This is a genomic window from Xenorhabdus sp. TH1 (assembly GCF_037260955.1).
Taxonomy (GTDB): Bacteria; Pseudomonadota; Gammaproteobacteria; order Enterobacterales; family Enterobacteriaceae; genus Xenorhabdus; species Xenorhabdus griffiniae.
Map to the genome: position 1 here is coordinate 106802 of NZ_CP147735.1, position 25732 is coordinate 132533.

Consider the following 25732-nt stretch of genomic DNA (forward strand, 5'->3'; position numbering starts at 1 on the left):
ACTGGATGGTCATACTGGCGAATATCCATACAGCAACACACACCGGAGCCGCAGGCGTCAGCGAGTTTGTAGAGAACAGTATGGAACCCAGGAGATCCTGATATTTCTCAATGGAGTGAGTATTTCTGGCGCAAGTGCAAAACACAAGGCCGGAGAAATGAGTATCAGGAAGTCGGAGTCAGTCATAGTAGTGATGAAGCGGGTAATGACCGTGGAGCAAAGGGCTGGCAGACAGATCGAACGTAAGAGGGCAACAATGACCGTACACAGCAACGACGGAATTTCATGGTTAACGAAACTTGAGCGTATAGGCGAGAAATCAGCAGGTAATAAGCAACAAGTGTTTAATAATTTAGGACATTTGTTGAACTGTGACATGCTGAAAGGGCAATTCCTGCGGCTGGACGGGAGTAAAGCCGCGGGTATTGATCGCATGACAAAAGCCGCTTACGGTGAACACCTTGATGAGAATATTCAACATCTCATTCTGCGGATACGCAGAGGAACGTATCACCCGAAAGCAGCCCGTATCACTGAGATCCCGAAAGAGGATGGCAGTAAACGGCCTTTAGCGATTTCGTGCATAGAAGATAAACTGATCCAGCTTGCGGTCAATGATATCCTCAGCCGAATTTATGAACCGCTGTTTATGCCCTGCTCCTACGGTTTCCGGCCGGGGCTTGATTGTCATACGGCATTAAGGGCACTACAGCAGCAAACATTCCGTAACTGGAATGGTGCGGTAGTGGAAATCGACATCCGAAAGTATTTCAACACGATACCACATATCGAGTTGATGAGTTTGCTCCGGAAGAAGATATCAGATCGACGCTTTCTCAGATTGATTGAGGTACTGCTAATGGCACCCGTCATGATGGACAAGGTGGTTTCCAACAATGTCTGTGGATGTCCGCAAGGTTCAATCCTGTCACCCGTGCTTGCCAATATCTACCTACATCACGTGATTGATGAATGGTTTGACGAAATCAGCCGCTCCCACATTCGTGGTCGGGCAGAGATGGTAAGATATGCCGATGACATGGTGTTTACCTTTCAGTATCCCAAAGAAGCAAAGCGTTTCTATGAAGTTTTACCGAAAAGACTGAATAAATATGGTTTGGAGTTGCACGATGACAAATCGCAGTTAATTTCTGCGGGACACGTTGCAGCAATGAGAGCCGATTTGTCAGGAAAACGGTTACCCACGTTTAACTTTCTGGGCTTTACCTGCTATTGGGGTAAAACGCGAAAAGGATACTGGCGGTTGAAATTGACCAGCCGAAAAGACCGTTTCGCAGCTAAATTGAAGGGACTCAGGGATTTTCTCCGGAAGAACCTGAACACGACTGATATAAGGCTAATCCTGAATACTGTCATCAGGGTAGTCAGAGGCTGGATAAACTATCACAGTGTTTCTGACAACCAGAGAAGAGTTGAGCAATTTATCTACCAAAGCAAGTGGATAATTTATCGATGGTTTAACCGGAAAGGTGGGCGTCACCGGCTAACGTGGGAAAAGCTAAATCTAATCCTGAAAATGCTGAATTATCCATCCCGATGGAAAACACATTCAATGTTCAATTCTCGCTGAATAGGTGTAGGGGCACAGGTCTGTCGGGAGCCGGATGCGGTAGTTCCGCACGTCCGGTTCTGAGGAGGGGGCTGTCTGGGTGACCGGACAGCTCTACTCACCCAAAACCCGATCATGGATCATCGGATGCCATTTGTCGATTGGTAATAAAACAGAGTCCGATTTTGATTTTAAACGCGAATCGTTACAAGTAGGCTTTAGGATATAACTTAATGTAGTAGCTATCCAAATCGTCATTATCCAACTGAGCTATTAATCTAAAATCTTTAGATAGCCAAACCGCCAGAGCTGACGCGAAAATTAACATAGAGAATAATGTTAGTGAGAGTTCTAATTTACCAGAATCAACCATTAATGTAGATATGGCTACGCCTGCCGGAATTGGAAGAATACAAATGGCTAGAAAAATGGATTCAAAGGAGCTTCTTAAGTCAGCTGGAGTTGCTGAACAGCGGATTTTTGTTGTGTTTATGTTATAAATAACCATCCCTGCGCCAGCAAATAACAACCCTAGGAACAAAGAGTAGATATTGTCAGCAATCAGTATTAGTAGCAAGCTGGCACCGACAGTAGCTATACTGAAAACAGTTGTAATTCTAACGCCAAATACATTATTTAATCTTTTACAAAAAAGAGCACTACCTAAAAACATACCTATGCCAAACATTGCCTCAGATAGACCTATTTCTAACGCGGTATAACCATACCTATCTATGATTAATATCGGGGTAATATACATCAATGTTGGCGTGAGAATGAAATTTGACATGGCTGAAACCGTAACCATAACTCTTTCAACATTATTTATTGCTAATGCTTTAATAGCTGACCAACTTTTGTGGTTGGAGTTTTTAAAAGAAAGCTCATTTGTCTTAACTATTATGAATGCTAAACATGAAACTCCGATAGATACGATTAATATTCTAATTGTTTGTTCGGCTGAAAATGCGCTAATAACAAACCCTGATATGGCTGCACCCAAGATAGTGTTGATTGAATTTACAAAGCCTCTAATTCTAAAAGCCCTTTCAGTATCCTTTCCGGTATATAAGTTTGGGATAATGCTAGAGCCTATAGGTTGAATGGTTATGCTAAATAGAGATGTCGCTATATAAATAAGGCCTAGCTGCAATGGCTCGACGCTACCACCAAATTCAAGGGTTATGAGGCATAAAAAACTTGCAGCTGAACAAAAAACGGGGACTGTTTTTTTTCTGAATCGGTCAGAAAATAACCCCATAAAAATAAGAGTTAAAACCTGTAGTAGCCAAGATATGGATATGAACCAACCGAGTTCAACCTTTAATTGGTAGTGTTGTATCATAACCCAAGCAAGTAATATGCCTATAGCACGACAAGATGATGTGAAGATAATGTCAGCCGATTGATATAAATAAAAGTTCTTATGCTTCATTATCGTTTCCACGCTGAAATTTTTTCCAAGTATCATCAAAAATCACAGCTGCGTTCATAACCCTAGTAAAACCAGAAAAAATCGAGTTTTGTATTAAAATTTCCTCCATGTCCTCTCTCGTAAACCCAAGCCTATACGCGGCGTAACTCTGGAAAGATAACTGCCGCTCAGCTCCACCAATAGCAATCAAGGCGGATATAGTGGCAATGTGCCGTTCTCTTGTGGTCAGCACGCCTCTTTGATAAGCATCTTGGTATATGCTTTTGATCAGCCGCTCTACAAGGTCTGGAGCGATTGGATATAAATCTTCCCTTAGCCTTCTTAGGGAATCACCATTAAATTCACTCATCAAATCAATGGTTTTTTGGTCAAGAGAATCAATAAATTCCATCCAATATTGCCTCTATTTCTGAATTGCAAGCATCAATGATATTTTTTCCAGCATTGGTAAGTACTCCCTTGTTGCTTATAACACCATAGCAATCTTTGAATTGTCGAACATTTTGTTCTAAATTAATGATTGCTTTGGTGTTGCTAGGGTCGGATTTTACCAACTTGTTAAAGAAACAAGATATTCTATATAAAACAAAAGCAGCATGATAAATTCCATTCATTGTTCTCAAACCAGTCCTGAGAGGTGATGGATACCTTTCTCTATCATCATTCAATACTATTTCATCAAGAGTCATTATAGACAGTAGAACCTGATGAGCAGACTCATGTATTATTTTGTCAACTAAAAAGTATATGTTGTCGCCTTTACATATTTCTTCATTGATAAATACAGTTCCAAGTTTGTTGAAATCACTGCCTGAATAAACGATGTTGCTATCTCTTTTATGAGTTCTGAATATAAAAAACTCATCAACTATTTTAATTAGTTCTCGATATAGCTCTGAGTCAATATCCAATATTATTTTGAAGGTTTCGTTTAGGCTGTTTCGGATAAGACTTTCATTTTCAATCTCTATATCTACATACTCAAAATCGTAAACATCATCGCAAACGTATAATACATACTCTAATGATGAGAGTAGTTTTTCTTGTGTGGAGTTTTTTAGGTATTCAGATTGATTTGATGAGTGAAATTCATAATGAATGTCCCCTTAAGTAGATAAGCAACTTAACGTTGCTTATCTACTTATAAAGTTACTATTTAGTACCAATGGTCATAACGGTGAGGCAAGTAGATTTATTTTTCAGACCAATAATTTTTTGAGTATCGAATTTTTTTAGTATGATAATACCCTTATGTTAATGTTGTTTTGTGGTCGCTTTTTTGCGACCAAGGGAACATACCAAGCGAGGATTATTACTTCAACACATTCGTTTGCTTTTTGTTTAACAAAGGTTAAATAATGGTTAAATTAATGTCATTTTATGAGGGTGTAAAAAACGGAGGAGTTCTCCTTATAGGGTGTCAAAGTCGAGCATCGCGTTACTTAACAAATTAACAAAGTTACCATTTTTGGCAGTTCTTCCACTGCCCCCTTGTAGGCGGTCAAATCCCTGTAGGTGTAGCCCTTTACTCCGTCTTTTTTTGAATAGTCTTTTGCGGTTGCAGACCCGATGCCAGCGCAAAGGAGAACACAAAGCAGGATTGGTTTTGCTTTTTTCATTTTTTATTAATTAATTGGCTTTGTTCTCATTCAAAAGGCGAATGTCTTCCTCAATTTCCTGCTCGGCAATGTTTAATGTTTTTTCAAGTTCTTCAGGGGTGCGAGCTTCCAACACATCCAGCATTTTTTCTTCCAGTAACATGCCCTTCAGGATCTTCGTCCCTACCATGAGCATATTGGTGTATATCTCGATGCGGTCATGACCGTCACCCTCACAAAGCCAATCCAGCATGTCCAGCACCCCATGATACTTCAGGGTTTCGCTGTGATCTGATATCCCCAGTGATTCGGAGAACTTGGCAAACGTGGCTACCTCATGGAGTGTGGATCGCGCTTTCACCAGTGCAAACGTCAACAGGGCTTGTTCACGTTTAAACTCTCGCGTCTCTGCCTCAAAAGCATCCAGATTTTCTTTTTTCATGGCAGCGCGGAACTCGTTGTCAAATCCCGCCAATGCCTTTTGGACACCTTGGCGTAGAAAGGCAAGTTTTTCAATGCAGAGGGGCATTTCAGCGATATTTGTTGGCTCATCATGGACAAACATCTCTTTGAAATTTAATTTCTCCCCGTCGATGACGACGTAATCCACCCGTTCACCCAGTTTTTCATAATGTTTTAACCTTTCCCGTAGCATGAGGTTGCGTTCAACCAGTGCTTATTGTGATGCGGTATTGGGATCAAATGTTTTTGTTTCTTTCATTTTCAAATGGCCTTCTTAGCCGATTTAACAACACGGAATTGGGCGAATGGCCCACTTAAAATGATGGCGGTTGCGCCTTTTTCCAACGGCTCTAGCCTGCCTTCGATATACACCAGTTGGCCTTTCTCACCGTGTTTGACGATGATTTCAGCTACCTTGCCATACGCTTTGATATTAAACCAATCGGTCACGGTTTCGTTTTTGGCATTTGCGCGATTGATAGCCAGTGAAAAATAGGTCATGGCATCACCGTTGCTTGTGGAGTATTTCAAATTTTCGCACGGATCATTGCCAATACGTCCTATCAGTTGCACTTTGTTCAGTAATTCCATTTGAACTCCCCCGCTTTATTATTTATTTGGGCTGAAGTTTGAAAATGATTTTTACAGTTTCAAACTATATCCAGTCGGTTCAGCATGGTCGGCTGGCAGTTCAGCGTTATGCGGTTTTTCCGCCGCCTGAACCGATTCTTGCCACTTTGCCAGTGTGTCACTCAGCAGGGAAAGCACGTCTGTAGGGACCGTTAAATTGACCGTGGTATCACGTTCACCCGACTTGTTGATGGCGCTGGTCACTTCGTCTTTAATTGTGCTCAAGGAAGAAAAGTACGACACCAATTCTTTTTTGGTGAACGGCACTGTCTTTTGGGAAGGTACACTTTTGCGTGTGATCTTGTTTTTGCCAGATGCTTTTGCATTTTGTAGGCCTTGGTTCATCACGTCATACGGATCTTTACCATTACCTTCACATTCAACGATGATTTCTATCGCCAAATCTGCCGTGATAAGGTTTTCTTTAACCAACGTGGTAATGCGATCATCATCCACTCGATAGAGCCGCAACAGGCGTTCTATTGTCACAATAGAATTGCCCGTCCTTTCACTGATTAATTTTTTGCTCCATCCCCAATTGGTTAAACGGTAAAACCCGGCGGCCTTTTCCAGTGGTGTGAGTGGTTTCCCTTCCGCAGAAGTAATCATGTTGATGATTTCATCTTGCTTTGACCCCGTGAACTCTGTCACTGATACGGCTTCAATCTTTACACCCGCCTCTTTCGCCATTTGCACTGCAAGGTAACGATGATGCCCATCAATCACTTTTAAGCGGGGTTTGTCGTCTACTGTAACGACTTTGACAATCAACGGAGGGACATAAACACCCGCTTCGTAGGATTTTTTGAAGTTTTTTGCATGTTCTTCATCAATCTCACGCAGATTAAAGCCGTCCACGACATATAAAAATTCAGGAGGCACATTGAAAATACTACTAGAGCTAGATACCCTTTCTTTGTGGGCAGCAGCAAATTTCTTGAGCGTGTTGGGGGCGCTTTTTTCATTTACAATTTCAGTTCGTTGGCTATAGTTACTCATTTTTCCTCTCTCCATTGGGTAGTATTGGGTAACAACATATCACAAACAAAATCGTTAATTTCTTATCTAACAGGCGATTTCCCGCCCTTAACGTTTAGAAATACAAAAGCACTTTAGATTCAATATCATCGGGCTTCCCACCCACATTTTCTATGAGCGTTGCGCTAATCAACAGTGACGAGTAATTCTTGTTTTTGATGTACTCACAACAGGATTTAACCAAGTAGTGACTTTTTCCGTTATCAAATGTCATGAGCGTAATCACCGTGTCGTGGTATTTCAGGCCAACCCCAAAATGATAGTGGTCATGTCTCGGAAGCTTGAAATGACTCACTATATCGTCAACGATGGCACGGTGGATATCGAAATTTGTCTTCATTTTGAGTTGTTCCTGTCATAGTATTTAAAATACTCAATGAAGCCCTTATCACTCTCCCTTGTGGCTTTGTCGGCTTCCCGCTGCGCTTCTTCCGCATTTTTCTTCTGAACCTTGTCAGCCAGTTCCATATACCGTTTAATGTTCTTGTCATTCGGCTCTTTAACCACCGCCTCATACGCTGCCTTTTCACGTTCTTCCAGTGAATTGATGATGGGTAGGGTCGAGCAACCACTCAGGAAGGCAGCGAGGGTAACGGCTATCACATTCAAATTTGTTTTTTTCATTTTTGATTCCTTGAGTTGGATGTCCTTACCCGCACAATGTCTTCCCCACGAAACCGACCAAGCAAGATAGTTTTGCTTTTATCGGTTCGGGTTTGACGTTCATGTTCCGCATCATAAAGTGGTAACGGGTTGTGTTGGAACGGCGTGTCTTGCAACACAATAAATGGCATAGGGGCGGTGACACACAGCTTCTTGCCGTTCTCAAAGCGAATATTGCTGACAGGCTGGGGTTTCAGTGTACGCCTGACCCGCAATTCACTCGGGGGGCACGCACTGATCCTTTCAGCCAAATCAGATAACGCAGCATTGCCTTTCGCTAACTCGTTTATCCTGTCACAGAGCTTGCGCGGATCGGGTTTATGTATCAATGCCTTGTTCCCCCAAGAAAAACCCATCACGGCGATATCCGCTTCATCAAATAGCTGGATATTGCGGTATAGGTGCAACGCCATGACGCCCGCAAAACTGCTCCTGAGTGTTCTGAAGCGATCCCCCTTTGGCAGCGCCGTGACCAGCGCCTTGATTTTATTTTTCTCGTCATTGATGGTATTTACACATTCAACTATTTGATTTTGATTTTTACCTAACCGAATAAATCCCGCCGTGCGTCGGGCACACTTTTGGGAATACTCCGGCACAATCAGCAAGTCTTTCCAGCATGTCACCGCATGGCGCACCACTTCCCTACCTACCACAGTGGAAGGGGAAATACGGTTTGGCTGGTTATCAGCCATTCCAAACGGCACAGGCGGTATAACACAGGCCATGGCTTCCAATACGGGGGCATTTTTAACCAGCGAACAGAGGTCATTAAGGTTTTTACACAATGAATAAGTTAATGCCTTCAGCATCAGCAACCCCTCTTAACTTCAGATACAAATGAAAGTGAAAAAAGCATTTTCAATATGCCAACATAACTCATTACATTTCCCCTAACCCCGCAATTTATCCTGACCAACGCCCTCTTTTTCCCTCAGCACAAAAACGTCAGAAAGGAATTTGGTTTTTTTTACCCTTGAGTATGTTGGCATATTAATAATGTTTTTACGTTCCCAAATTGGGTGTTATTGGGTGACGGTCATTTTACCAACAGGGGTTCTTCAGAACTTTATGATGAATGTGATAAGCCTTAAAAAGGTTTTTTCATTTTCAAACATCGAGGCTGAATGTAACCCTTTATAAACGCTTGTTATGACAAAATCCGGGGTTTTGCCCAGTGCTTTGCAATCAATTAAATGACTGGTCATCATATTTAATTATCATTTACCCCATGACGTATACCATAAGGTATAGAGTCAAATCTTTCTTGAATTTTAGACTTAGTTTTACTTGTTGTTGAGATGATTTTTTCCTTATTTTTTCTAGTTCTTTCGTTCGCTTTAATTTCTTGCAATGAATCAAAATTTCTATTTACAAACATCACAGAATCTTTTTCAAGATCAAAAAAACCTCATAACCCGGCAAATCATTTATTTTTGCTAATTGTTTTATATTTTGTCGAAAAATTTTTAGTCGGAACAGATGAATATGACACAATTGATTTAAATATTGAGACTACACCAGTGATTCGAGAGTACATCTCAATGACACCAGATCAAAGGAAAGAATTTTGTATGGATGTGTTAAAGGTGGTTGAACATTGTCATGATTGTAATATAGGCGTAAATTGGGAAGTATTGAATATAACAGCACAAAAGATTATGAACGAACGTATTAGCATTGAAGGCGAAAAATAACAAGTTCTGGTGCGGTTTATTTAAATTGCACCACGTAAAAACATCAAAGCGTTAATTGAATATGGTTTTTGCATTTTCGATTTAATAAAAAGACTTTGCTACATCAGGTAATGTAAAAATAATGTAACCTATTCAGATTCACCAATTGGTTTCCTAGCTAATCGTTTTTTTTTGCCCAAAATTGGCTCACTGACGGCGCAGGTACGGTGGTTTTCGGTGTTGGCGTTCGTGGTCTATTTCCGTCAATCGGACAAAACCCGCCTCAAAATCGTCAACCTGTTCGGTAATTTCCCTGTGCGTATGCGTATACAGGCTACCCCAGCGGCGGATGACCAGCCAGTCATAACAAATCACACACCAGTTCAGCCTCATACCATCGTGTCTTCGATTCCCAGCGCCAGCGCATCGTCAACTTCCCCTTTCACATCACACTATGCGAAAAAGTTTAACGAGTTTTTACATCTTATCCACAAAATCTGTGGATATCTTTAGTAAAAGAATGTATGGCATATCACCTTTTGGATAAAAAATGATTTGGTGGTGTGATTTTAATTAAATAGCGCTATTTATTTCGTATGTGGCAAAATATGAAAATGTTTTTTGAATTTTATATTTGAAGTTTAATATGGAAATAATTATTCAGTGGAAAATAAAAATGTGAAAAACATTTTTAATTTGTGCTAACTGATGTGTTGAATTTATAACAACAAGGGATCGCCTGTGGCTCACAGGGTAAAATCATTAGGAATCCATGTATATTTCACCTATCACGGCTTTCTTCTGTCCTTTTTGAATGACGTTGATTCTGCCTTTGACGCTCTTTGTGATCTCTTTGGTTTGCTTGATACTGGCTCTCAATATCCTGAACTTAGCTTCGTACTTATCGATCAGTATCCGTAATTTTGCGTTCTTCATGGAAAATCTTCTTATATCATAATCACCTGTTGATGTTTTAGGAGCATCCCTCAGCGAAACCACCTTTCCTGTATCAATATCTCTTATTACATGCCCCCACCTGATACGGTGACTGCCAGCATCTATGTGATAGGTTGGTAGGTAAGGTGAAAAGATACCGAGTTGTTTTATCTCTTTCATAAATTCTTCTATCAGTTTCATCGCTATGCTCACATCACACTCAATCGCAGATTCACAAGTGTTCACAACGTTTTGTAGTTTTATAACTATCAATTCCTCATAGGTGCTAGCCATAAAATCCCCATAGATTTAATAAATAGTGTCAGGCTATTTCTAATTATCGCCTAAAGCCATGCTTTAGGACTTTATGGATTCAATCATAACAAATATATAAAGTCCTAACACTCCCTTTTAGGACTTTATATATTTGTGAAAGTGAGTTTCATAAAGTCCTAATACACTGCTTTAAGACTTATTATATTAAATTATAAAAAATATCATAAAGTCCTAACACCCTCACTTAGGACTTTATGTATTCGTGAAAGTATATTTCACAAAGTCCTAATACATTGCTTTAAGACTTAATAGATTTATATTGTGCATTAACTACATCTGGCGTTCTTGAGAAGATTACCCCTTGCTTTACTGAATAAAAATTACACCCAATATGAGTAATCATTAAACAAATTAAGTGAAATAAATGCTCTAACCGTTGAAATAAAGTGAAATTTATGTATACTTATGTTGAAAATTTTAGTGATAAAAGGTATGTAAAATTTAGTTTTCTTTATTGTTTAGGATGCTTTTCGGGGGGTGGGGCGGATAAAAAAATGATAACAAGAATAATAATTATTTCAATAATCAGCGTATTGATGACTTGTTCGTTAAGTTACGCAGCTATGGTTGATTTGAAAAATACATCGTGGGAAAAACACGCAAAACTTTGTGATATTGATCCACTACTTCTTTATGCTATCGCATTAAAGGAAAGTTCTCATCAGATAGAGAGTGGTAGCTTTGTAGCCCCTAACAAATATGCACTTAATAACCCCGTTTTAGGTTCTTACTATCCAAAGAATAAAGAAGAAGCGGTACGAAAAGTCAATGAATTCGTCAGGGTTTCCGACCTAACAGATATAGGAATAACGCAGATTAACTGGAAGTGGAATGGGAGTAGGTATGTTTCAAACCCTTATGAATTATTGGATGTTGATAAGAATATTGAAGTGTCAGCAAAGGTATTATGCTCGGCAATAAAATTATCTCCTAATGATATAGCGCAGGCCATAGGTAATTATCACACACCTAACCCTGAACTCCAATATAAAGCCAAAGCCTATGGTGAATCAGTTCTTTTAATTTGGAAAAGGTTAAACAACTATGAGTAACAAAATAAAAGAATATAATAATTTGATGTGTAATGTATTTTTTGATTTAATCAGGAATGAAAATAGCAAAAACATTTTAATGTCGTATAGTGATAAATCATATTTCTTGGAAAACTTTGATTTTATATATGATTTTATTGAACATCAAAAAACGCCCGCTTTTATACTTTCGTATAACGAAAAAAATAAAAGACAAAGTATGATTTCTCATGGTGATTATATTTTCACTGAAGTAATGAATGATTGTTCTTATTTAAAGTTACACTCACTAATTAGTAGCGCCATTGTGAATAGCATGGAGGATTCTAACGGAAATGATTTCTTTTGGTTTTCTGATAATAAATCTTTTAAAAAGATAAGCGTTATGTCATTCAATGAAATAATTCATTGCATCTGTGATTTTAGTATTCAAGTTTCATCTATTTTCAGACCATCGGAAATAGTAATTAGGGATATCACTAAATTAAGCCGCAGTGATGTAATCACTATGTACTTAAAATCAAGAATGGCAATGTGCTGTAAGGATAATGTATGTCGGTTATAATGCCTGATGAAGCTAGATTGGCTGTAAAAATGATTAAATTAGGCTTCAGAAAGACTATTGTCTTATCTGAAATACCATCCCTTTCCTCATCTGGTTTTGTTTTTATTAAAAGGGAAGCTGGATTGGATGGTGAAGATTCTGAAGATAAAAGATTAAGGAGATTAAAAAAAATAAACAGAATTCTCTTTGAGGATGATGTAAAAAAAAACGCCTCACTTTTCCTTTATGTTTATTTATTAACAGCCTCGAATCCTAAAAACAGAATGCATATTGAAGAGCTGGTGAGTGCATATAACGCATATCGTGAATTATACAATGTTCATTGTAATAGCTATAACGATACGTTAAAGAACGAAATAATAGATGCAAATATGGCGTGGCAGATAGCGACTGAATACCGCAGTGATATTATTGATTTAGCTTGCTGTTTTAATTGCCGAAATGAGTATATTTACTTAACGTGTAATGCGGATTCAGTTTGCAACATGAAGTGTCCATTTTGCGGAAGCCATTAAAGGATAGGGGAATTTGAAAATGAAAGTGAAAGTGGCGAAAACAATTTACTTACTGGCTGCGGTTCTGCTTTCAGGGTGCGCCTCTGAACCTAAAATGTTTGGCTACCGACATAATGTAAAAGCTGTCGATCCTGTGTACGCCTCTGGCAGTGAAGCCAAAAAATATGCCAAAGCCATGTTTCTTGATATTGACGATGATGGTGATAACTACAAACTCTACGCTGCCTATGGTGTGACAGGACAGCAAACATATAGAACAAAACTCAAAGAGCCTGTACGCATTACAGATATTAAGGATGCCAAAAAAATTGAGGGTAGAAATCCGATTGATTTGGGGCAAGTTGGTTTAGGCATTGCAATCAATCCCGTATTTGGGCTATTGGCTTTTGATACTCGTAGCCCAGAAGAAAAAATGATTCCTATAGAAAGTACGATTATTATTAGTCATTGGGATAAACACCCTAGTTCGCTACAACAATTAATAGAACAACGTAATGTTGAAATGAACCCTTTATTTTATAGCCACTTAGGGGGTATTTTGAAAGAGATTTCACCCGTCTATGGTTTAAATTGCGAACATCCACAAGTACAGCCATATACGATGGGGCAGAAATCTGAAATTGACTTTGACTCCGTATATAAACCTCCGTTTGAAAATGAAAAGTACCTCACCATGTTCATAGTGGGAGATTGCTATCTGATGGCATATGAAACAGGAGAAGGAAAATATCTATCTAAATTTATTGATATTAGCAAAGAGCTCGGCCCAACCTACGCCATGTATCTTCCCGCCACATTGAACAGTGAGCCGTTGGTCTTGCATGATGGCAAAGTGATGAAATTCAGGAAGTGAGTTGATAAATGAATTGGCGTTATCTAACACTAAAGACAACGCCAATCTTGCTACGAAAATTCCTATTTCTGCTGCTCAGTGACTCGTATATCGTCTTTTGCTTTTTCCCTGATCTTTTCCAAATCCACACCATCTAAACCTTTCTCAAAGCGTTCTACGGTGTTTTTTCGATCACCCGTGGCGTTCAATGCACTTCCTTTGCCCGTGTATTTATCTAAATCGAATTTGTTGAAGTCGGGCAGCATATCTGCTTCTTTCAGTGTTGCTGTCCATTCAGAAAAATCAATTTTAGTGAAATCCACTTTTTGCAAGTCGCCAAGCTTAATCCCTTCACAGTTTGGATTTTTCACATCACCATAACCGCCTTGCTGCTCATGGAAGTGATCGTTGATTATTCGAGCTACTTGGGAATTATAAGCACAATAACTACTGCTTTTTTCGATACACGCCCCGAAGAGTTTTTGGGAACACCAGCTACCTACTCTTGTCGCCAGTTTCGTTTCTTTTTTCACCGCTAATTTAAATTCGTCTTTCGTGCAAGTCCAGATAATATTAACAAGCATATTTGCAATCTGGTAGGCCATATATGCGTAGCCCACAACGGATAAAGCCGTCGTGATAGTGGATGATAACTCAACAACTGCTTGACCGCCTTGCTCTGCTGTATTTTTAGCTAATGCTTCTGATGCGCTTTGTGCTCCCTGATTCGCAGCACCTTGAAATATCGCATTAGTTACACCTTCGCCAAAGGTTTTCAGCGTCCATTCAGCCACCTTTGTTGTTAGGTCATTAATCGCCCCTTGTGCCAGACTAACAACCCCCTGTTCGGTCGCTTTCTTGGCTACGTCTGCTCCTGCATTACCGACAAAAGAGTTAAACGCAGAAATGGCGGGTTTAGTGATAGCCTCCACCGCTTGCAACGCAGCGTCACTTGCCATGTCGAATATGCCTTTTCCCCCCTCAAATAGCCCTGCTTCTGCAGCTAGCGCATCGGCAGCTTTCATAGTCATCATTGATAGTTGCACGTACTCTATCCAACTTACACCGACGGGCTGGTTGCAACAGTCAACCCGTCCGCCCAGCGCGGTACGGCATGTTAATGCTTCACCTTGGAAAACTACGCATGAATTGGTATTGAGTGAGGCTTCACCTTTCTTCGCAGCTTCGGCATCTTGGCAATAGGTATCGCCCAGCGCAAATGTGGCAGCATGTAGCATAGCTGCTGCCGTTGCAAAATCACCGTTTGGCGGGGTGGTTGGATTCAGGCATTTACCATCCAAACATTGGATCTCACCATCACACACCGTTTCTTCGCGTGATTTACCGTTGCTGATAGTTACGTCCTTTCCACAATCCCACGTTTCAGAGGATTGCCAGCAACCGGACTCACCACCTTCCTTTCCAAGGATACAAGATGATTTTATGAATGCACATCCTTGTTTTTCATAGTTTTTACAGGTGTTATTTACGCCAAAATCTTTACCACAGTTTGTAATAACTTCAGCACGTTTACAGAATGGCGATATTTGAGGGAGTGGGGGCGGGGCAAAATCGGGATCACAAATTTTCACACCGTCAATAATGGTACATTGGTTTTCATCGGGTACTATTTTGTCGTGACAAATAACCTGATAGTCCTGACAATAGCCTTCATTGATAGCCTTTACAGCTTTATCAAATTCTTTTTGGCTAGGTGAAGTCCAAACATCATTTGTGATTGCCCTCGCCTTGTCAAACTCAATCCGTAGTTGAGCAAACCCTTCACCCTTACCTGTTACAGAAACCCTATTTTTAAAAAAGATTTCTTCGTTAGGCTTCGCGTTTTTAAAATATTGAGTTACATCAACGTTTAATGGTTCATCCCAACTTGTGCTGAGTTCACAGCGTCCGGCTGTTTCAGGAGGAAACGTATATTTTCCGTGAGGTCCACCCCAAACCTGTTCCAGTTTATCTTTAGAGCCAACGTAGATTTGCATATAATCATCCCACTTAGCACGGGTGATCGTTGCTTTTTTAACTGCCTCGGGATTGATTACGTTGACCGACATATAATCTTCAAAGATTCTACAGCGACCACTCCAATAGTTATCGCCTACCTTTCCTAACCAAATATCTACGCAGCTATCACCACATGTTTTTATGTTGGCGGGTCCTGCATTGTGTGACACTAAACCTGCGCTAAAAGGATGATCCACGATATACCGACCTGTAACATCAACTGTCTTGGTACATTCTTTGTAATCTGGTATGTGTTTTTTATCCTGAAATTCGTCAAAGATAAATTTCGTTTCGCACTTTGACAAACCATCGATAAATTTCTGTTCATTCTCAATGAAATTGTTATGACTTTTGAAAATCGGGTCTTCTTTTTTCAAATCAATAGACGTGTGGCGGGATGAATCTATCATCGTGCGGTAGGCTTCACCCTTTGCGCTTTTTTCGGTTTTCAGGACTTTCGTTTCTTTAAGTCCGATAGCGTTTGTTCCTTTATCATCACCATAAACGCCTGAAATATCATCCAGTGTTGGGCTGGCTTTATCCTTGGGATAAATGGTATTAAAATTAACGGACTCCCCATTTCCGAACTTTGACTGCCCTGTTGCATCAAAGCTCAGGTTTGGTAGCGACTTGTAGAACTCCATTGCGTCTTGCGAGGTTTTGTTTCCTGCTGTTGCGCCGTCTAGGTTCTGCTTGCCTGACTGATACACGCCTGTATTAGTTGGTGTAGTCGGTGCATTTTCAGCCGAGAACGCATACATTGGTGTAAGCAAAACCGAAAAATATGCGATCAATGCTATGTTTGTGATTACGGAAGAAGTGCGCTGACCTCTCATCCAGTGAAACATGATCACCCCTGATTTAAAGTAAATTTATTTTTTACTATACTATCGGTAAGCAAGGTTCTTTTCTGGTCAGAAAAAGGAAAAATGAAAGGCAAATGTGGTCGTTTTTTTAACATGCAAAAACTGACTTTGGAGGGGGTATGGACTTCGATGATGGCTGTCAAACGTTAAATGACATAAATAATCATTTTTATTATGGTCCAGAAATGTCAGATGTTTTTCCTGGTAACATCTATTATAAACATGGTGTAGACAGATTTAGTGAAAATTTTGACTTTTCAGATAGTATGACCGGCATATCGTCAAGAAAGACCAGACGACAACTTGAAAAAGAAAGAGCTATTCAACGTGAAAAAGATTTGGCTCTGTATGGAAGAGCTTATGTTAGAAAGCGTGACAACGCCAATAAAATGTTTGATGGATTGGGATTAGACGGCTTTATTGAAAATTACGGGGTTGTTGCTATTTTTGCTGTTATATTTTTCTTGTTATTCATTCCGATTTAATCCAATCAAAGGAAAGGTATTACCCTCTCCTTTGATTGTTCCTGTTTTATTTTTGATCGATAAAACTACGCCATCCCTGTACCGCATAAGGTGTTATATCTATACCTGAAACGGTTCTTTGATCTGGATTGTGAGGGATTTTATCCCCGCTGCCACCGACAAGGGCATTTGAAGCGTGATTGAATGTAGCCATTCCATCTCCAAGGCGCATTGAACGTTGAGTTTGATTCAAGGCGGTGTAGACTTGCGTATCAGTTCCCGTTCCCCCATTCTCCCTATACACTTTCATAAAACGACTCGCTTGATCGTTTATTTTTTGAATACTTCCTACATTTTTCGCTACTGCTCCAAACTCTGCAAAGGCATTACCAATATTTCGGGCCTGTTCTTGTGTGAGGCTTGACCCGACTGCTGAACGGTCTGTTATTTTGCTTAATTCCTGTTGATCTACTGCTTTAATGTTCTCGTAATCTCCCGTGATATTTTTCATTCCATTAGAAATACCCGTTCCAAGCTGTGAGAGTGCTTCAGAAGTATTTACAGTGGAATGTGTCAGTGCTTCTGCGCTTTTCGCGTTTCGGTCGGAATAAAACATGGCGTTTTGACCGTGCTCTTCTATTTGGACAAACTTACCTTTTAAATCTTCAAAGTGTTGTTGATTGAGGCTTCCGTAATACAGCTCTGTTTCGTCTTTAGCGAAATCTTTTTGATTTAGGGCGTGTTGGTCGATTAAGGCACCCTTGTTATTGACGTCCGCCATGCGCGCGGGAACCCCCTTATTAACGTCTTCTTCTACGCCTTTTGCAAGATCGGCGTTTTCTTGTGTTTTTGATGGATTCAAACTTTCCGCATTAACACTAGGGCCAAACAATTCATTTGCATAAGGCGCTAAAGTACCATTGTCATTAGCCGCATACAAAATGGCAGCTTGTTCTGCGTCTGAACGATTCATTGCTGTTGACAACTGTTGTGCATATTGCTGTTTCAGATTTTGGTATTCTTGATTCCCCAAGTTTTTATTCTCAATCTTAGTGAGTGCTGCTTGATTATTGTCTGCTAAATAAGCCACTTGAGAAGGTTTGAAGGTTTGTTGTGTGCCAATAGAATTATTGAGAGAAACGGCCTCATTATAGGCTTTTTGGGCTGATTGTAATTCACTCAGCGCATCCTGATAACTACGGGTGCTTGAATGTGACCCACTGACTTGGCCATTTTTTGAATAACTCCACCCCTTGCCTGTATTGGCTGAGAGTTGATTTGCGTCAACAATAGTATCCCCAGTTTTCCTAGATATTTGATTGCCAGTGTTAACTGTTGTTGAATCAGTTTTTGTATCAGCGACTGAGCTACTTGTATTTATTGAACCCGAAATTGAGCCTGAAAATGGAGATTTCCCGTTATCACCTTTATTACCGCCTTTGTTATTATTCGGTATTGATACCCCGAATTTACCCTCTATTCCTGACGAGAGTTGATCCGTTGAGTTGGTTAAACGTGTATTAATATTACCCGTCCCGCCAGAATTCACGTTTGAAACGCTAGTATCCTGATTATGTGTATGGGTATCACCGATTCTAAACGTTGAATCTTGGTTTACACTTCCTGTTTCTGTTAATCCCGTGCCGACATTGACGTTACTACCTGTTACCGCATTAAACTGTTTTTGGGCATTTTCGAGTCTTTGTCTTGATGACTGAACATTGGAGGAGAGTGTCCTGCCAATATTTAAGCTCGGCCCTGTTTGGTCTGTGCCTGTCATGGCGGATACCGCGTTATGGGCTGAATGTGATGATAGGGCAGACGTGGTGTTTATTGGGGCGGAATCGGTCGCTGCTGGAGCCAAAGGCTCTGTGTCTGGTGAGTTTGTCGAAGATAAATTACCTGTAAGTCCCATAAACGCATAGGACGAACCAAAGACAACGAAAGCTCCCAATACAGGTACAGAAGCCATCAGGTGTCCTGCTAGGGCGATATTTTTTTGTGTCACATCCAGAATATGATATAGGTCATTGAATGTCGTTATGCCAGATGACAACACGGATAAATCGGATTGGGTTTTCGTCAGTAAAATGGCGTTCATTATTGCCATGAGTGGTTGCCACGTTTGAACCCACAGCAAAACCAAAATGTATTTTAAGGCTAATCCCATCCCCATCATGCCAAATGCGAGTGTAAACGCAACAAAAGGTACTAACCCGTACACCGCAGCTTGCACAAATGATTGAAGATACTGTACCCAAATGAGGAAACTCGATCCCTCAGAAGCCCATTTAAACGATTGTTGTATTTGCGATTGATTCTTGGCAACCGCCGCGTAATAGTGATAGGCGTTTTCATTCACCGTGCTGGGCATATTCACCATATACGGGTACATCAACAGCATTGTTTGGAATTGTCGTAAGTCAGTTCCGGAATTACTGTAAAACAGCAAGGTATCTTGCATACTATTTTCAGCAAAGGCAGGTGTACATCGGTCTTTCGAGGTTAGGGCATTTTGATTGCATCTCGTACTGTATGAGTTACGAACATCCATGATTCCGTCCGCTAACGAATTTTTCTCCCTTGCCACCAAAGACTTAATCGTTTTCATCGCCTCTCTACACGTGACTTCCATTGTACCTGTAGTACCGTCAGCTTTTGGTAAAAGTATTCTACGGTTTGGACTCAGTGCGAATTCATCACTCATCGGCTTGTTCATTATGCTGAGATAACTTTGTGCTCCCCTTGCTATATCAAACGAAAGGCACTGGCTGGTAAACGTTTGAATTGCATTGTCAATATCTACCCCCTGTGAATATTTCGTCCACGTTAGCGGATCTCGCGCAGCGTCATACATGGCTGACATCATATAGAGTGGATCTATCGGACCGTATTCGGTCATTGAAGGAGTAGAAAAAGCCTGTTCTATCTTTTTGGAAAACTCATAACTTGTCCTGCTAATGATCGAAGCGGTAAAGCCCACCCCGAAAGGAACATTATCGACCGCGCGGATCTCGCCCGTTGTCGTATCTTCTATCGTGACCCTCGTTGTCACCTGAAAGAAACACAGGAACAGGACGATTGAAACTGCCGCATGTTGAAAGGATATTGTTCTCCCACTGTCTGCGGCTGATTTTATGACATACCCGATAACGGCAAGCAACAAAGCTATTTTAAACGCCCCCGCCAATACGCCATCGGTATTCAACATAGCCAGTGCGTTGAATACCATTGCCATCATTTCGGCAGCACCGCCTGTTGTAAAAACTTGAAATTCCATATCCTATCCTTAGTTTTTCGCGGCATTGACGTTTGTAGGCATTTGTAATGGGCTTGTCCCCGTCATGTAGGTATTGAAGATTTCTTGCACCTTAACCAAGCCACCGTGTTTTATGACATAATTATTATGTACCTGGTTTAAGTCTCTTTTTGCTTGCTGAATGAGTTCAGATTGAAGTTTGGAATATTTAAAAAGGGGATTGTCATTGTTGGGGATTATTTTTCCTAAATTTGACTCAGCAACAGACAACATGGAGTTTAAATACATATAGGCCGCTTCATAGGAAATGATAGGAGCAATAGAGGTGTAGTAGTGCATTGCTCTTGTGGTATCTTGCCCTTCAATTAAAGCGTAACCATTGGTGACTGCACCGTTCACATTAAACATATGGGCTTTTTGCAATAGTGCGTTAGCGGCTTTTTCACCACTAATGTAGGCTTGTAAAAACTTTCCTTCTTGAAAAATCTTTAAAAATATTTCTTCTAGTCCATCTATCTTTAATTTTTTGTTTGACGGGTTAGCACAAGTATCGGTATCTTTTCCGCATCCGTATATCTCCATTTTTTCTCCGTTCACCGTGCCTTTCATCACCATCTCATAGATTTCAGCCATTGGGATCGGGGCTATTTTTGTGGAATCAAACGGCATTTCATTATTCGCGTTTTTTGTTGGTTTTGCGACTATCACCATCCCTGTCATGCTCATAACTAATTCTTTTTGTTCAACATCAGAACCCATGAAATTATTATTAAACCCACCTTGATTTAAAGCACACCACATCAAGTTTCCATAGTGTGAACAAGGATTGATCCTGCCTGATTTTTCTGCTGTTTCGACCACTGGCGGTTTCGCTATCTTGTCAGCGTTAAGGGCTTCAAAGGAGTCTAAAAGACCTTCAGATGAGAGCGAAGACGCGACAGAGGATTTTGCATCCTCACCAAACGCACTCGCCATATCGACCAATAACCCTTTCGATAATTGACAGGAGTTTGCGCTATATTCATTGAGCTTTTGAATTAACGCCTGTAATTTTGATATTTCCCCCCCTAAAACGGAATCCATCGCGTTTATTGCAAGTTGAAACGCAAGCCCTACGGAGTTGGCGGCAATGCTCCTTAATAGCTGCACGAACTCATCAGCATTGATAAAACTGAATGATCCCGCAAAAAAATCTATGCCAGCACAACCACCTGATACTTTGGGCGGGGTTATGTTGATGGGTGATATTGTTCTTAACTGATTTCTAACGACAAACCCGCCACCGATATAGCCTTGTCGGGTAACGCTTTCGTAAGAGCCACCGCTTGTTGAATTAGACATAGAGCCAAACATGTTATTTAACTGCGTGTTAATATCATCTGCGTGGCTAATTGATGGTGTTGTTGCCAATACCGCACAAGTCATGACACTTAAAAATGTTTTTTTTATTTCCATTTGTCTGCTCTCTTGTTGTCTTTCTCAACTGCATTGCGAATATACTCCACAAACTGTTCCGGATCGTTTAATACGTAATCAGGCATTTCTTCAAGGATTTTGCTGTCTATGTAGCCATTGTCATTGAAAGGTCTGGTACTTGAATACTCTTGTTCTGATAAGACACCCGCCTCTTTTGCTATGAGTATTATCCTGTCTCTCAGGGTATTACCGCTTATCGCGCTGAACGAAAGTATCTTTATCTCTTTTGGTGGTACGGCTAAAGCAAGGGCAGGAACATTTGCGATCCCCAGCTTTTTGGCTTGCCCGCTATCAACCCGCGAGTTTCCAAAAGCATTTGTTCGTAGCTGGCTTCCGTCGATGGACACGGGAATGATTGGGATCCCGGTTTCGGTTTGAATGGCTTTTAATACGGTGATTTGCTTCTCGCACAATGAACAACCATTACCCTTAAAGAAAAAGAATATCCCCGATTTTTGGGCTACCTTTTTCAACAATTGTGTTTTGTTTTCTTCTGCTATGCGGGTTTGTTCCATTGCAGCAAACGAAGAAGTGGAACGCCTATTGTTTTCGTCAATAATAGGGTCTGTGCTGGTTACTATTCTTGCGGTATCAGCATATTTGTTTGCTTTGTCTAACATAATCCTTTGGGTGTAGTAGTATCGCCTAACGTTCGTTGGCGTTGGATTGTCTATTGCCTCATCACGGATTTTCTGTATGTTCTCCCTATACCATTGCACCGATCCTTTTTGAGATTCAGGTTTTGGTGTAGGTGCAGGCTTTTGTATAGGCTCAGTTTTTGGTGTAGGCTCTGACATTGGCTTTGGTGTAGGCTCAGGCTTTTTCTTCTCCGTTTCTACCTTTTCGTTGTAAAAAAACCAACCTTCGCTTTTTTTCTCAATGTCTTTAATGCCACCGCCTGTTACCTTATCGCCTTTTTCACTCGCGCTACCTTCTGTATCTTGGCTGTTTTTGGCGTATGTCGCGGAGTAAGGCAGCGTGAGTAAACTTGCGATGAACAGCACAATGAAAGTTGGTTTTGCTTTTTTCATTTTTAATTTTTCTCGCTGTATATGGTGTTACATATTTTTTCCGTTAAAAATAGTTTGTTCTTGTTATCGTGTACCCGTGCGGATCTCAAACTTTCACCGAGCTTGTGATCCTTGGTGTATAGTGCTTTTTTTACATAACGTTCCGTGTATTTCAGTTCGTAACAGACTTGTTCCAGCGTCATTGTTCGCCCATAGGTCATAACAAGCAGGTTAAAGCCTATATAGGCTGAAACTTCCATATCAGAGCAAAAAGGCATCAATACATCGAAAGGGCTGGATTTGTGTAAATCTTTACAGATATATGTTTTCATCTTTTTTCATCCACGTAGACGTTCCGCATAGTACCTTTTTAAAATATGTGTTTTTTTCAGTTAATCGAGAATTTAAGCCCCAAAAAAAAGCCCCTGTGTAGGAGTAATACCGTTCGCTTAAGCGTGAGCGGTTCAAGGGTAACGTGATGATTTGCAAAGTACTTGCCTGTGGAGGGAGGGTGCAGGCAGGCCACCCGTCGAAGCAGGGATCCGCCGAGGTGAGTCAGACTACGGTCTGAACACGGTAGGAATCCTCGTCCTTCAAGGCGATGAGGATGTCAATCTGATCTGATGGAAAGTTGCACTACTTAACGATTTAATGCAGTATTAATTTAATAAAATCGTTAGGTGTTTATCCTTTAAGATGAGGTGAGTATGAATACTGTTCATGAAAAACAGAATAAAAAAACCACAAAGGCTGCCCATAGCTATACAAATTTAGCCGCTGAACGCCTAGAAAACATTGTTACAGATTTAGCAACTACGGTGAGAACCGGTGTAACTCCTATAAAAACAGATATCATGGGTAAAACTGATCCCATGTTTTTATTAGAAATGGCAATGAGTTATGTCAAAAAATGTACAATAAATGCTGATACACCAGAAAAAAATAAGCAATTACGTCGTTTACGCAGTAAAGCGCTTTTTCTTGAGAAAACTAAAGAGCATGGTGGGCTTTATACTTCTGCTGAAGCGGCAAAAGAACTTGGCAAATCTAAAGTTACCGTTAAGACAAGAAAAGATAACCATAAAATGCTTGCTTTAAAGATTGATGGTGAGTTCTATTATCCAGTTTTTCAGTTTGTTCAAGATCCAGAAATCTCAAACGATGGAATACTGAAAGGTATAGAGGAACTTTTGCCACTTTTGAAAGACTTTAGCGATAGAATGCAGTATTCATTTTTCATGAGTACAAGAAATACCGTCTTAGATGGTGTCTACCCTAAAGGCAGATGCTTTACTGTAGCCGAATTACTTAAAGAAAACCCGGATACAACAATTATGGAAGAGCTTAAAAGACTCGCTCGTCTTTATGGTACACAAGACGCTGCATGATGAAGGGGGGGGGTATTCCCCAGTGATTACGCATAACATTTTTTACTCTAAATAAATGTTATTTTTTAGCGAGAGTGTCTTTATTTTTCGATAATATCAGTTTTATTATCTATGCCGAAAATTCACTTTCAATCACTTAGCTCATTTTACTCGTTTTCGTGCGTAACCCCTGGTTTATTCCCCCTTATTCCTATTTTCGACAGAACGTCAATAGCGTCTGTCACAGGGTGGGGGCATCTCATTAAACCACCTTACGGTGGGTAATTGAGATCTATAAAACCTATAGAGTTATTATTCAGAATGGATTATGCGCTAGCCAACTCAGAGACTAATGTAGATACTTCTTCCAATTCACCATTTCTCAACTTGAGAGCGGTGTTAATGGCTGAGGTAAATTGGGCATTTTCCACGAGTTCAGGTTCAATTAAACCTTTCGAGCATAACCAACTGGCAATTTCACTCCAATCATATAATGGAGTTTTACTAGCAACTCTGAGATACGGAGTGGGGAAATTGCCATCACCTCGATCTCCTTTGCTAAATTTTGATAATGCAGAACGAGTCAATTCTGAGAGTTCAGCCGCATCAGAAAGACCGACATATTGTCCCGCATCGACACTTTTAACGGTAAGTACATCAATAGATTGAACCTGCTTGATGGCAGAAATCACGGCATCTTTATAGGATTTACTCTCACGGTCAAATTCGATTATTAAAGCATTACCGCGTGATGAGATAGTGCAATCTTCAGCACCGGCCTCAAAGAGATCATTCGCAATCTGACAGATAACTTCTGCATCGACATCGTTCTTGCTGGTTGCGATTAATGCAAAGTCATACTCTTTCATTTTAATTACCTTTTTTATTGAGATTATTACCAGCCAGTTTTCGATTAAAGTCGCCTTCTAAAGAAGGCGACTTTATCTACCACCATTAACAAGAATGACCGTTCACAGCTTGACGTATCTTCTTGGCGTGATTTGTCGGGTTTTTAGGGGAACCGAAAATCGCAATAAAACAAGTTAGCTTTTCATGCGTTCCCGTTGCCTTCGTCGTACAGTACAAATAGCCGACTGTATGACCATTCCCCTTTTGCACCCACCGCCAACCATTCGCCAGACCATAAAGAATTGCTCCGTTTACGTCCTTATCTGAGTGATAATGAACCTTTCCGATAGGCTATTCCCTCCACAGGCTGTTAGATCTCAAATTTTAAAAGAACAGCCGCGAAAAACACGGTGAGTTGACAAATTACCAATTTGTCCACAAATGTAGACTGAATTAATGTAATTGTCAACACATGTAGACAATTAACCGCTGTTTTCCGGCGTTGACGCCCGGATAGCGGTAGATTTCTCCTGTTTACGTACGGAATGCGGCCTCACCACGGACAACAGGCGATTCAATACTGCGCCGCAAACCAACGCTTTTTTTACCTATTTAATCTAAAGCATTATTTATATACTTCTCGCAATAATTGATTATGGTTTCTTCAATTTGTGTGAAGTCCGTAATAATTATATTGTTAGATGAATATATTGTAGCTTTATATTCTATAACTTGTTGTAATATTGATGGATGTTTGAAAATGATCGTAATAACTTCAATACCTTGAGATTTCGCAGTATCGTAGGCTACTTTTGCGACACTTTCATTATCAGGCTCACCATCAGTTATCACAAAAATTATTTTTTTCTTCTGTTGAGAAATCAGGCTTGTCATAACCACCAGATTCATCATCTTTGGTTTGGTTCTTTAATGCTGAAACCATCAACGCGTATATACGTTTTGCCAATTCAACATTGTCGGTAGTGGTAAGAGAATGTATTACCGTTTCCAGCATTCTTTGCAATTCATCAAGTACCTCTTCTGAAAAGTGTTTTTTGAACTGATCGGTTGTGGGAGTAATATCGAGCTTCAGGTCATTGTGCATTTTACGACCGCTATACAATGTGGTTTGTAT

26 protein-coding genes are annotated in these 25732 nt (G+C 40.3%); 8 read left to right on the plus strand and 18 right to left on the minus strand.

The window, feature by feature from the left end; translation table 11 throughout:
* Positions 1 to 256 precede the first annotated feature (256 nt).
* Entirely contained in the window at positions 257 to 1591 is a 1335-nt protein-coding gene (ltrA, locus tag WDV74_RS17215; protein WP_338885837.1) for a group II intron reverse transcriptase/maturase, read from the plus strand.
* 184 nt (positions 1592 to 1775) lie between these two features.
* On the opposite strand, the gene WDV74_RS17220 is transcribed toward ltrA, so the two are convergent.
* The 8 genes from WDV74_RS17220 to WDV74_RS17255 all read right to left on the minus strand — a co-directional run bounded on the left by WDV74_RS17220 (position 1776) and on the right by WDV74_RS17255 (position 8208).
* Positions 1776 to 3005, minus strand: a complete 1230-nt coding sequence (locus WDV74_RS17220; RefSeq protein WP_338885815.1) for an MFS transporter — start codon at positions 3003 to 3005, stop codon at positions 1776 to 1778.
* A complete protein-coding gene (locus tag WDV74_RS17225; RefSeq protein WP_338885816.1) occupies positions 2995 to 3396 on the minus strand; it encodes a carboxymuconolactone decarboxylase family protein in 402 nt (133 codons plus the stop codon). Before WDV74_RS17225 ends, WDV74_RS17220 begins: the two co-directional genes overlap by 11 nt.
* Positions 3383 to 4105, minus strand: a complete 723-nt coding sequence (locus WDV74_RS17230; protein WP_338885842.1) for an HEXXH motif-containing putative peptide modification protein — start codon at positions 4103 to 4105, stop codon at positions 3383 to 3385. The genes WDV74_RS17225 and WDV74_RS17230 overlap by 14 nt, the downstream gene beginning before the upstream one ends.
* 529 nt (positions 4106 to 4634) lie before the next feature.
* On the minus strand, positions 4635 to 5258 hold the full coding sequence (locus WDV74_RS17235; RefSeq protein ID WP_338885817.1) for a hypothetical protein: 624 nt from the start codon (positions 5256 to 5258) through the stop codon (positions 4635 to 4637).
* Positions 5259 to 5326: 68 nt separating this feature from the next.
* Complete coding sequence (ssb, locus tag WDV74_RS17240; RefSeq protein WP_338885818.1) at positions 5327 to 5656, minus strand: single-stranded DNA-binding protein; 330 nt, start codon at positions 5654 to 5656, stop codon at positions 5327 to 5329.
* Positions 5657 to 5707: 51 nt separating this feature from the next.
* On the minus strand, positions 5708 to 6694 hold the full coding sequence (locus WDV74_RS17245; protein WP_338885819.1) for a hypothetical protein: 987 nt from the start codon (positions 6692 to 6694) through the stop codon (positions 5708 to 5710).
* Between the two features lie 375 nt (positions 6695 to 7069).
* On the minus strand, positions 7070 to 7357 hold the full coding sequence (locus tag WDV74_RS17250; RefSeq protein ID WP_338885820.1) for a hypothetical protein: 288 nt from the start codon (positions 7355 to 7357) through the stop codon (positions 7070 to 7072).
* Positions 7354 to 8208, minus strand: a complete 855-nt coding sequence (locus tag WDV74_RS17255) for a DNA replication terminus site-binding protein (RefSeq protein ID WP_338885822.1) — start codon at positions 8206 to 8208, stop codon at positions 7354 to 7356. Before WDV74_RS17255 ends, WDV74_RS17250 begins: the two co-directional genes overlap by 4 nt.
* Positions 8209 to 8697: 489 nt before the next feature.
* Between WDV74_RS17255 and WDV74_RS17260 the strand changes: the two genes are divergently transcribed.
* Positions 8698 to 9093 (plus strand): hypothetical protein, encoded by a 396-nt coding sequence (locus WDV74_RS17260; RefSeq protein WP_338885823.1) that lies wholly within the window; start codon positions 8698 to 8700, stop codon positions 9091 to 9093.
* 186 nt (positions 9094 to 9279) lie between these two features.
* On the opposite strand, the gene WDV74_RS17265 is transcribed toward WDV74_RS17260, so the two are convergent.
* Together WDV74_RS17265 and WDV74_RS17270 are read right to left on the minus strand one after the other, a co-directional pair.
* Positions 9280 to 9465 carry a hypothetical protein gene (locus WDV74_RS17265; RefSeq protein WP_338885824.1) on the minus strand — a complete coding sequence of 62 codons (186 nt, stop codon included), beginning with the start codon at positions 9463 to 9465 and terminating at the stop codon, positions 9280 to 9282.
* 369 nt (positions 9466 to 9834) lie between these two features.
* Positions 9835 to 10302: a hypothetical protein gene (locus tag WDV74_RS17270; RefSeq protein ID WP_338885825.1), complete on the minus strand. Its 468-nt coding sequence runs from the start codon at positions 10300 to 10302 to the stop codon at positions 9835 to 9837.
* A gap of 437 nt (positions 10303 to 10739) precedes the next feature.
* On the opposite strand from WDV74_RS17270, the gene WDV74_RS17275 reads away from it, so the two are divergent.
* The 4 genes from WDV74_RS17275 to WDV74_RS17290 are packed head-to-tail and all read left to right on the plus strand — an operon-like array spanning position 10740 to position 13308.
* On the plus strand, positions 10740 to 11396 hold the full coding sequence (locus WDV74_RS17275; protein WP_338885826.1) for a transglycosylase SLT domain-containing protein: 657 nt from the start codon (positions 10740 to 10742) through the stop codon (positions 11394 to 11396).
* A complete protein-coding gene (locus WDV74_RS17280; protein WP_338885827.1) occupies positions 11389 to 11940 on the plus strand; it encodes a hypothetical protein in 552 nt (183 codons plus the stop codon). Before WDV74_RS17275 ends, WDV74_RS17280 begins: the two co-directional genes overlap by 8 nt.
* Positions 11928 to 12455, plus strand: a complete 528-nt coding sequence (locus tag WDV74_RS17285) for a FlhC family transcriptional regulator (RefSeq protein WP_338885828.1) — start codon at positions 11928 to 11930, stop codon at positions 12453 to 12455. The genes WDV74_RS17280 and WDV74_RS17285 overlap by 13 nt, the downstream gene beginning before the upstream one ends.
* A 19-nt stretch (positions 12456 to 12474) precedes the next feature.
* Positions 12475 to 13308 carry a hypothetical protein gene (locus WDV74_RS17290; protein WP_338885829.1) on the plus strand — a complete coding sequence of 278 codons (834 nt, stop codon included), beginning with the start codon at positions 12475 to 12477 and terminating at the stop codon, positions 13306 to 13308.
* 62 nt (positions 13309 to 13370) lie between these two features.
* On the opposite strand, the gene traN is transcribed toward WDV74_RS17290, so the two are convergent.
* A complete protein-coding gene (gene traN / locus WDV74_RS17295) occupies positions 13371 to 16154 on the minus strand; it encodes a conjugal transfer mating pair stabilization protein TraN (RefSeq protein ID WP_338885830.1) in 2784 nt (927 codons plus the stop codon).
* Between the two features lie 137 nt (positions 16155 to 16291).
* Between traN and WDV74_RS17300 the strand changes: the two genes are divergently transcribed.
* Entirely contained in the window at positions 16292 to 16657 is a 366-nt protein-coding gene (locus WDV74_RS17300) for a hypothetical protein (RefSeq protein WP_338885831.1), read from the plus strand.
* 46 nt (positions 16658 to 16703) lie between these two features.
* Here the strand turns inward: WDV74_RS17300 and WDV74_RS17305 are convergent, their stop codons facing one another.
* Genes WDV74_RS17305 through WDV74_RS17320 form a run of 4 tightly spaced genes read right to left on the minus strand, consistent with a single transcriptional unit; the run spans position 16704 to position 22713 of the window.
* On the minus strand, positions 16704 to 19916 hold the full coding sequence (locus WDV74_RS17305) for a conjugal transfer protein TraG N-terminal domain-containing protein (RefSeq protein ID WP_338885832.1): 3213 nt from the start codon (positions 19914 to 19916) through the stop codon (positions 16704 to 16706).
* Positions 19917 to 19925: 9 nt separating this feature from the next.
* Positions 19926 to 21350: a conjugal transfer protein TraH gene (locus WDV74_RS17310; protein WP_338885637.1), complete on the minus strand. Its 1425-nt coding sequence runs from the start codon at positions 21348 to 21350 to the stop codon at positions 19926 to 19928.
* Positions 21341 to 22402 (minus strand): conjugal transfer protein TraF, encoded by a 1062-nt coding sequence (traF, locus tag WDV74_RS17315; protein WP_338885638.1) that lies wholly within the window; start codon positions 22400 to 22402, stop codon positions 21341 to 21343. Before traF ends, WDV74_RS17310 begins: the two co-directional genes overlap by 10 nt.
* Before the next feature lie 2 nt (positions 22403 to 22404).
* Positions 22405 to 22713: a hypothetical protein gene (locus tag WDV74_RS17320; RefSeq protein WP_338885639.1), complete on the minus strand. Its 309-nt coding sequence runs from the start codon at positions 22711 to 22713 to the stop codon at positions 22405 to 22407.
* Positions 22714 to 23088: 375 nt separating this feature from the next.
* On the opposite strand from WDV74_RS17320, the gene WDV74_RS17325 reads away from it, so the two are divergent.
* The gene (locus tag WDV74_RS17325; protein WP_338885640.1) at positions 23089 to 23769 is read left to right on the plus strand and encodes a hypothetical protein; all 681 of its coding nucleotides are present in this window, start codon (positions 23089 to 23091) and stop codon (positions 23767 to 23769) included.
* A gap of 305 nt (positions 23770 to 24074) precedes the next feature.
* Here the strand turns inward: WDV74_RS17325 and WDV74_RS17330 are convergent, their stop codons facing one another.
* The 3 genes from WDV74_RS17330 to WDV74_RS17340 form a co-directional block, all read right to left on the minus strand.
* Entirely contained in the window at positions 24075 to 24617 is a 543-nt protein-coding gene (locus WDV74_RS17330; protein WP_338885641.1) for a hypothetical protein, read from the minus strand.
* Positions 24618 to 25209: 592 nt separating this feature from the next.
* A complete protein-coding gene (locus tag WDV74_RS17335; RefSeq protein ID WP_338885642.1) occupies positions 25210 to 25449 on the minus strand; it encodes a hypothetical protein in 240 nt (79 codons plus the stop codon).
* Positions 25439 to 25702, minus strand: coding sequence for a hypothetical protein (locus tag WDV74_RS17340; RefSeq protein WP_338885643.1), 264 nt, complete (start codon positions 25700 to 25702; stop codon positions 25439 to 25441). The genes WDV74_RS17335 and WDV74_RS17340 overlap by 11 nt, the downstream gene beginning before the upstream one ends.
* Between the last annotated feature and the right edge of the window lie 30 nt (positions 25703 to 25732).

What these genes read in the sequence shown, in the direction of transcription:
- WDV74_RS17300 (WP_338885831.1), top strand. Translation starts at nt 16,292, where the DNA reads ATGGACTTCGATGATGGCTGTCAAACGTTAAATGACATAAATAATCAT.
- WDV74_RS17285 (WP_338885828.1), top strand. Translation starts at nt 11,928, where the DNA reads ATGTCGGTTATAATGCCTGATGAAGCTAGATTGGCTGTAAAAATGATT.
- WDV74_RS17275 (WP_338885826.1), top strand. Translation starts at nt 10,740, where the DNA reads ATGTATACTTATGTTGAAAATTTTAGTGATAAAAGGTATGTAAAATTT.
- WDV74_RS17280 (WP_338885827.1), top strand. Translation starts at nt 11,389, where the DNA reads ATGAGTAACAAAATAAAAGAATATAATAATTTGATGTGTAATGTATTT.
- WDV74_RS17290 (WP_338885829.1), top strand. Translation starts at nt 12,475, where the DNA reads ATGAAAGTGAAAGTGGCGAAAACAATTTACTTACTGGCTGCGGTTCTG.
- WDV74_RS17330 (WP_338885641.1), bottom strand. Translation starts at nt 24,617, where the DNA reads ATGAAAGAGTATGACTTTGCATTAATCGCAACCAGCAAGAACGATGTC.
- WDV74_RS17340 (WP_338885643.1), bottom strand. Translation starts at nt 25,702, where the DNA reads ATGCACAATGACCTGAAGCTCGATATTACTCCCACAACCGATCAGTTC.
- WDV74_RS17220 (WP_338885815.1), bottom strand. Translation starts at nt 3,005, where the DNA reads ATGAAGCATAAGAACTTTTATTTATATCAATCGGCTGACATTATCTTC.
- WDV74_RS17320 (WP_338885639.1), bottom strand. Translation starts at nt 22,713, where the DNA reads ATGAAAACATATATCTGTAAAGATTTACACAAATCCAGCCCTTTCGAT.
- WDV74_RS17225 (WP_338885816.1), bottom strand. Translation starts at nt 3,396, where the DNA reads ATGGAATTTATTGATTCTCTTGACCAAAAAACCATTGATTTGATGAGT.
- ssb (WP_338885818.1), bottom strand. Translation starts at nt 5,656, where the DNA reads ATGGAATTACTGAACAAAGTGCAACTGATAGGACGTATTGGCAATGAT.
- WDV74_RS17325 (WP_338885640.1), top strand. Translation starts at nt 23,089, where the DNA reads ATGAATACTGTTCATGAAAAACAGAATAAAAAAACCACAAAGGCTGCC.
- WDV74_RS17305 (WP_338885832.1), bottom strand. Translation starts at nt 19,916, where the DNA reads ATGGAATTTCAAGTTTTTACAACAGGCGGTGCTGCCGAAATGATGGCA.
- WDV74_RS17245 (WP_338885819.1), bottom strand. Translation starts at nt 6,694, where the DNA reads ATGAGTAACTATAGCCAACGAACTGAAATTGTAAATGAAAAAAGCGCC.
- traF (WP_338885638.1), bottom strand. Translation starts at nt 22,402, where the DNA reads ATGAAAAAAGCAAAACCAACTTTCATTGTGCTGTTCATCGCAAGTTTA.
- WDV74_RS17310 (WP_338885637.1), bottom strand. Translation starts at nt 21,350, where the DNA reads ATGGAAATAAAAAAAACATTTTTAAGTGTCATGACTTGTGCGGTATTG.
- WDV74_RS17260 (WP_338885823.1), top strand. Translation starts at nt 8,698, where the DNA reads ATGATTTTTTCCTTATTTTTTCTAGTTCTTTCGTTCGCTTTAATTTCT.
- WDV74_RS17235 (WP_338885817.1), bottom strand. Translation starts at nt 5,258, where the DNA reads ATGCTACGGGAAAGGTTAAAACATTATGAAAAACTGGGTGAACGGGTG.
- WDV74_RS17265 (WP_338885824.1), bottom strand. Translation starts at nt 9,465, where the DNA reads ATGAGGCTGAACTGGTGTGTGATTTGTTATGACTGGCTGGTCATCCGC.
- WDV74_RS17250 (WP_338885820.1), bottom strand. Translation starts at nt 7,357, where the DNA reads ATGAAAAAAACAAATTTGAATGTGATAGCCGTTACCCTCGCTGCCTTC.
- WDV74_RS17270 (WP_338885825.1), bottom strand. Translation starts at nt 10,302, where the DNA reads ATGGCTAGCACCTATGAGGAATTGATAGTTATAAAACTACAAAACGTT.
- WDV74_RS17255 (WP_338885822.1), bottom strand. Translation starts at nt 8,208, where the DNA reads ATGCTGAAGGCATTAACTTATTCATTGTGTAAAAACCTTAATGACCTC.
- traN (WP_338885830.1), bottom strand. Translation starts at nt 16,154, where the DNA reads ATGTTTCACTGGATGAGAGGTCAGCGCACTTCTTCCGTAATCACAAAC.
- ltrA (WP_338885837.1), top strand. Translation starts at nt 257, where the DNA reads ATGACCGTACACAGCAACGACGGAATTTCATGGTTAACGAAACTTGAG.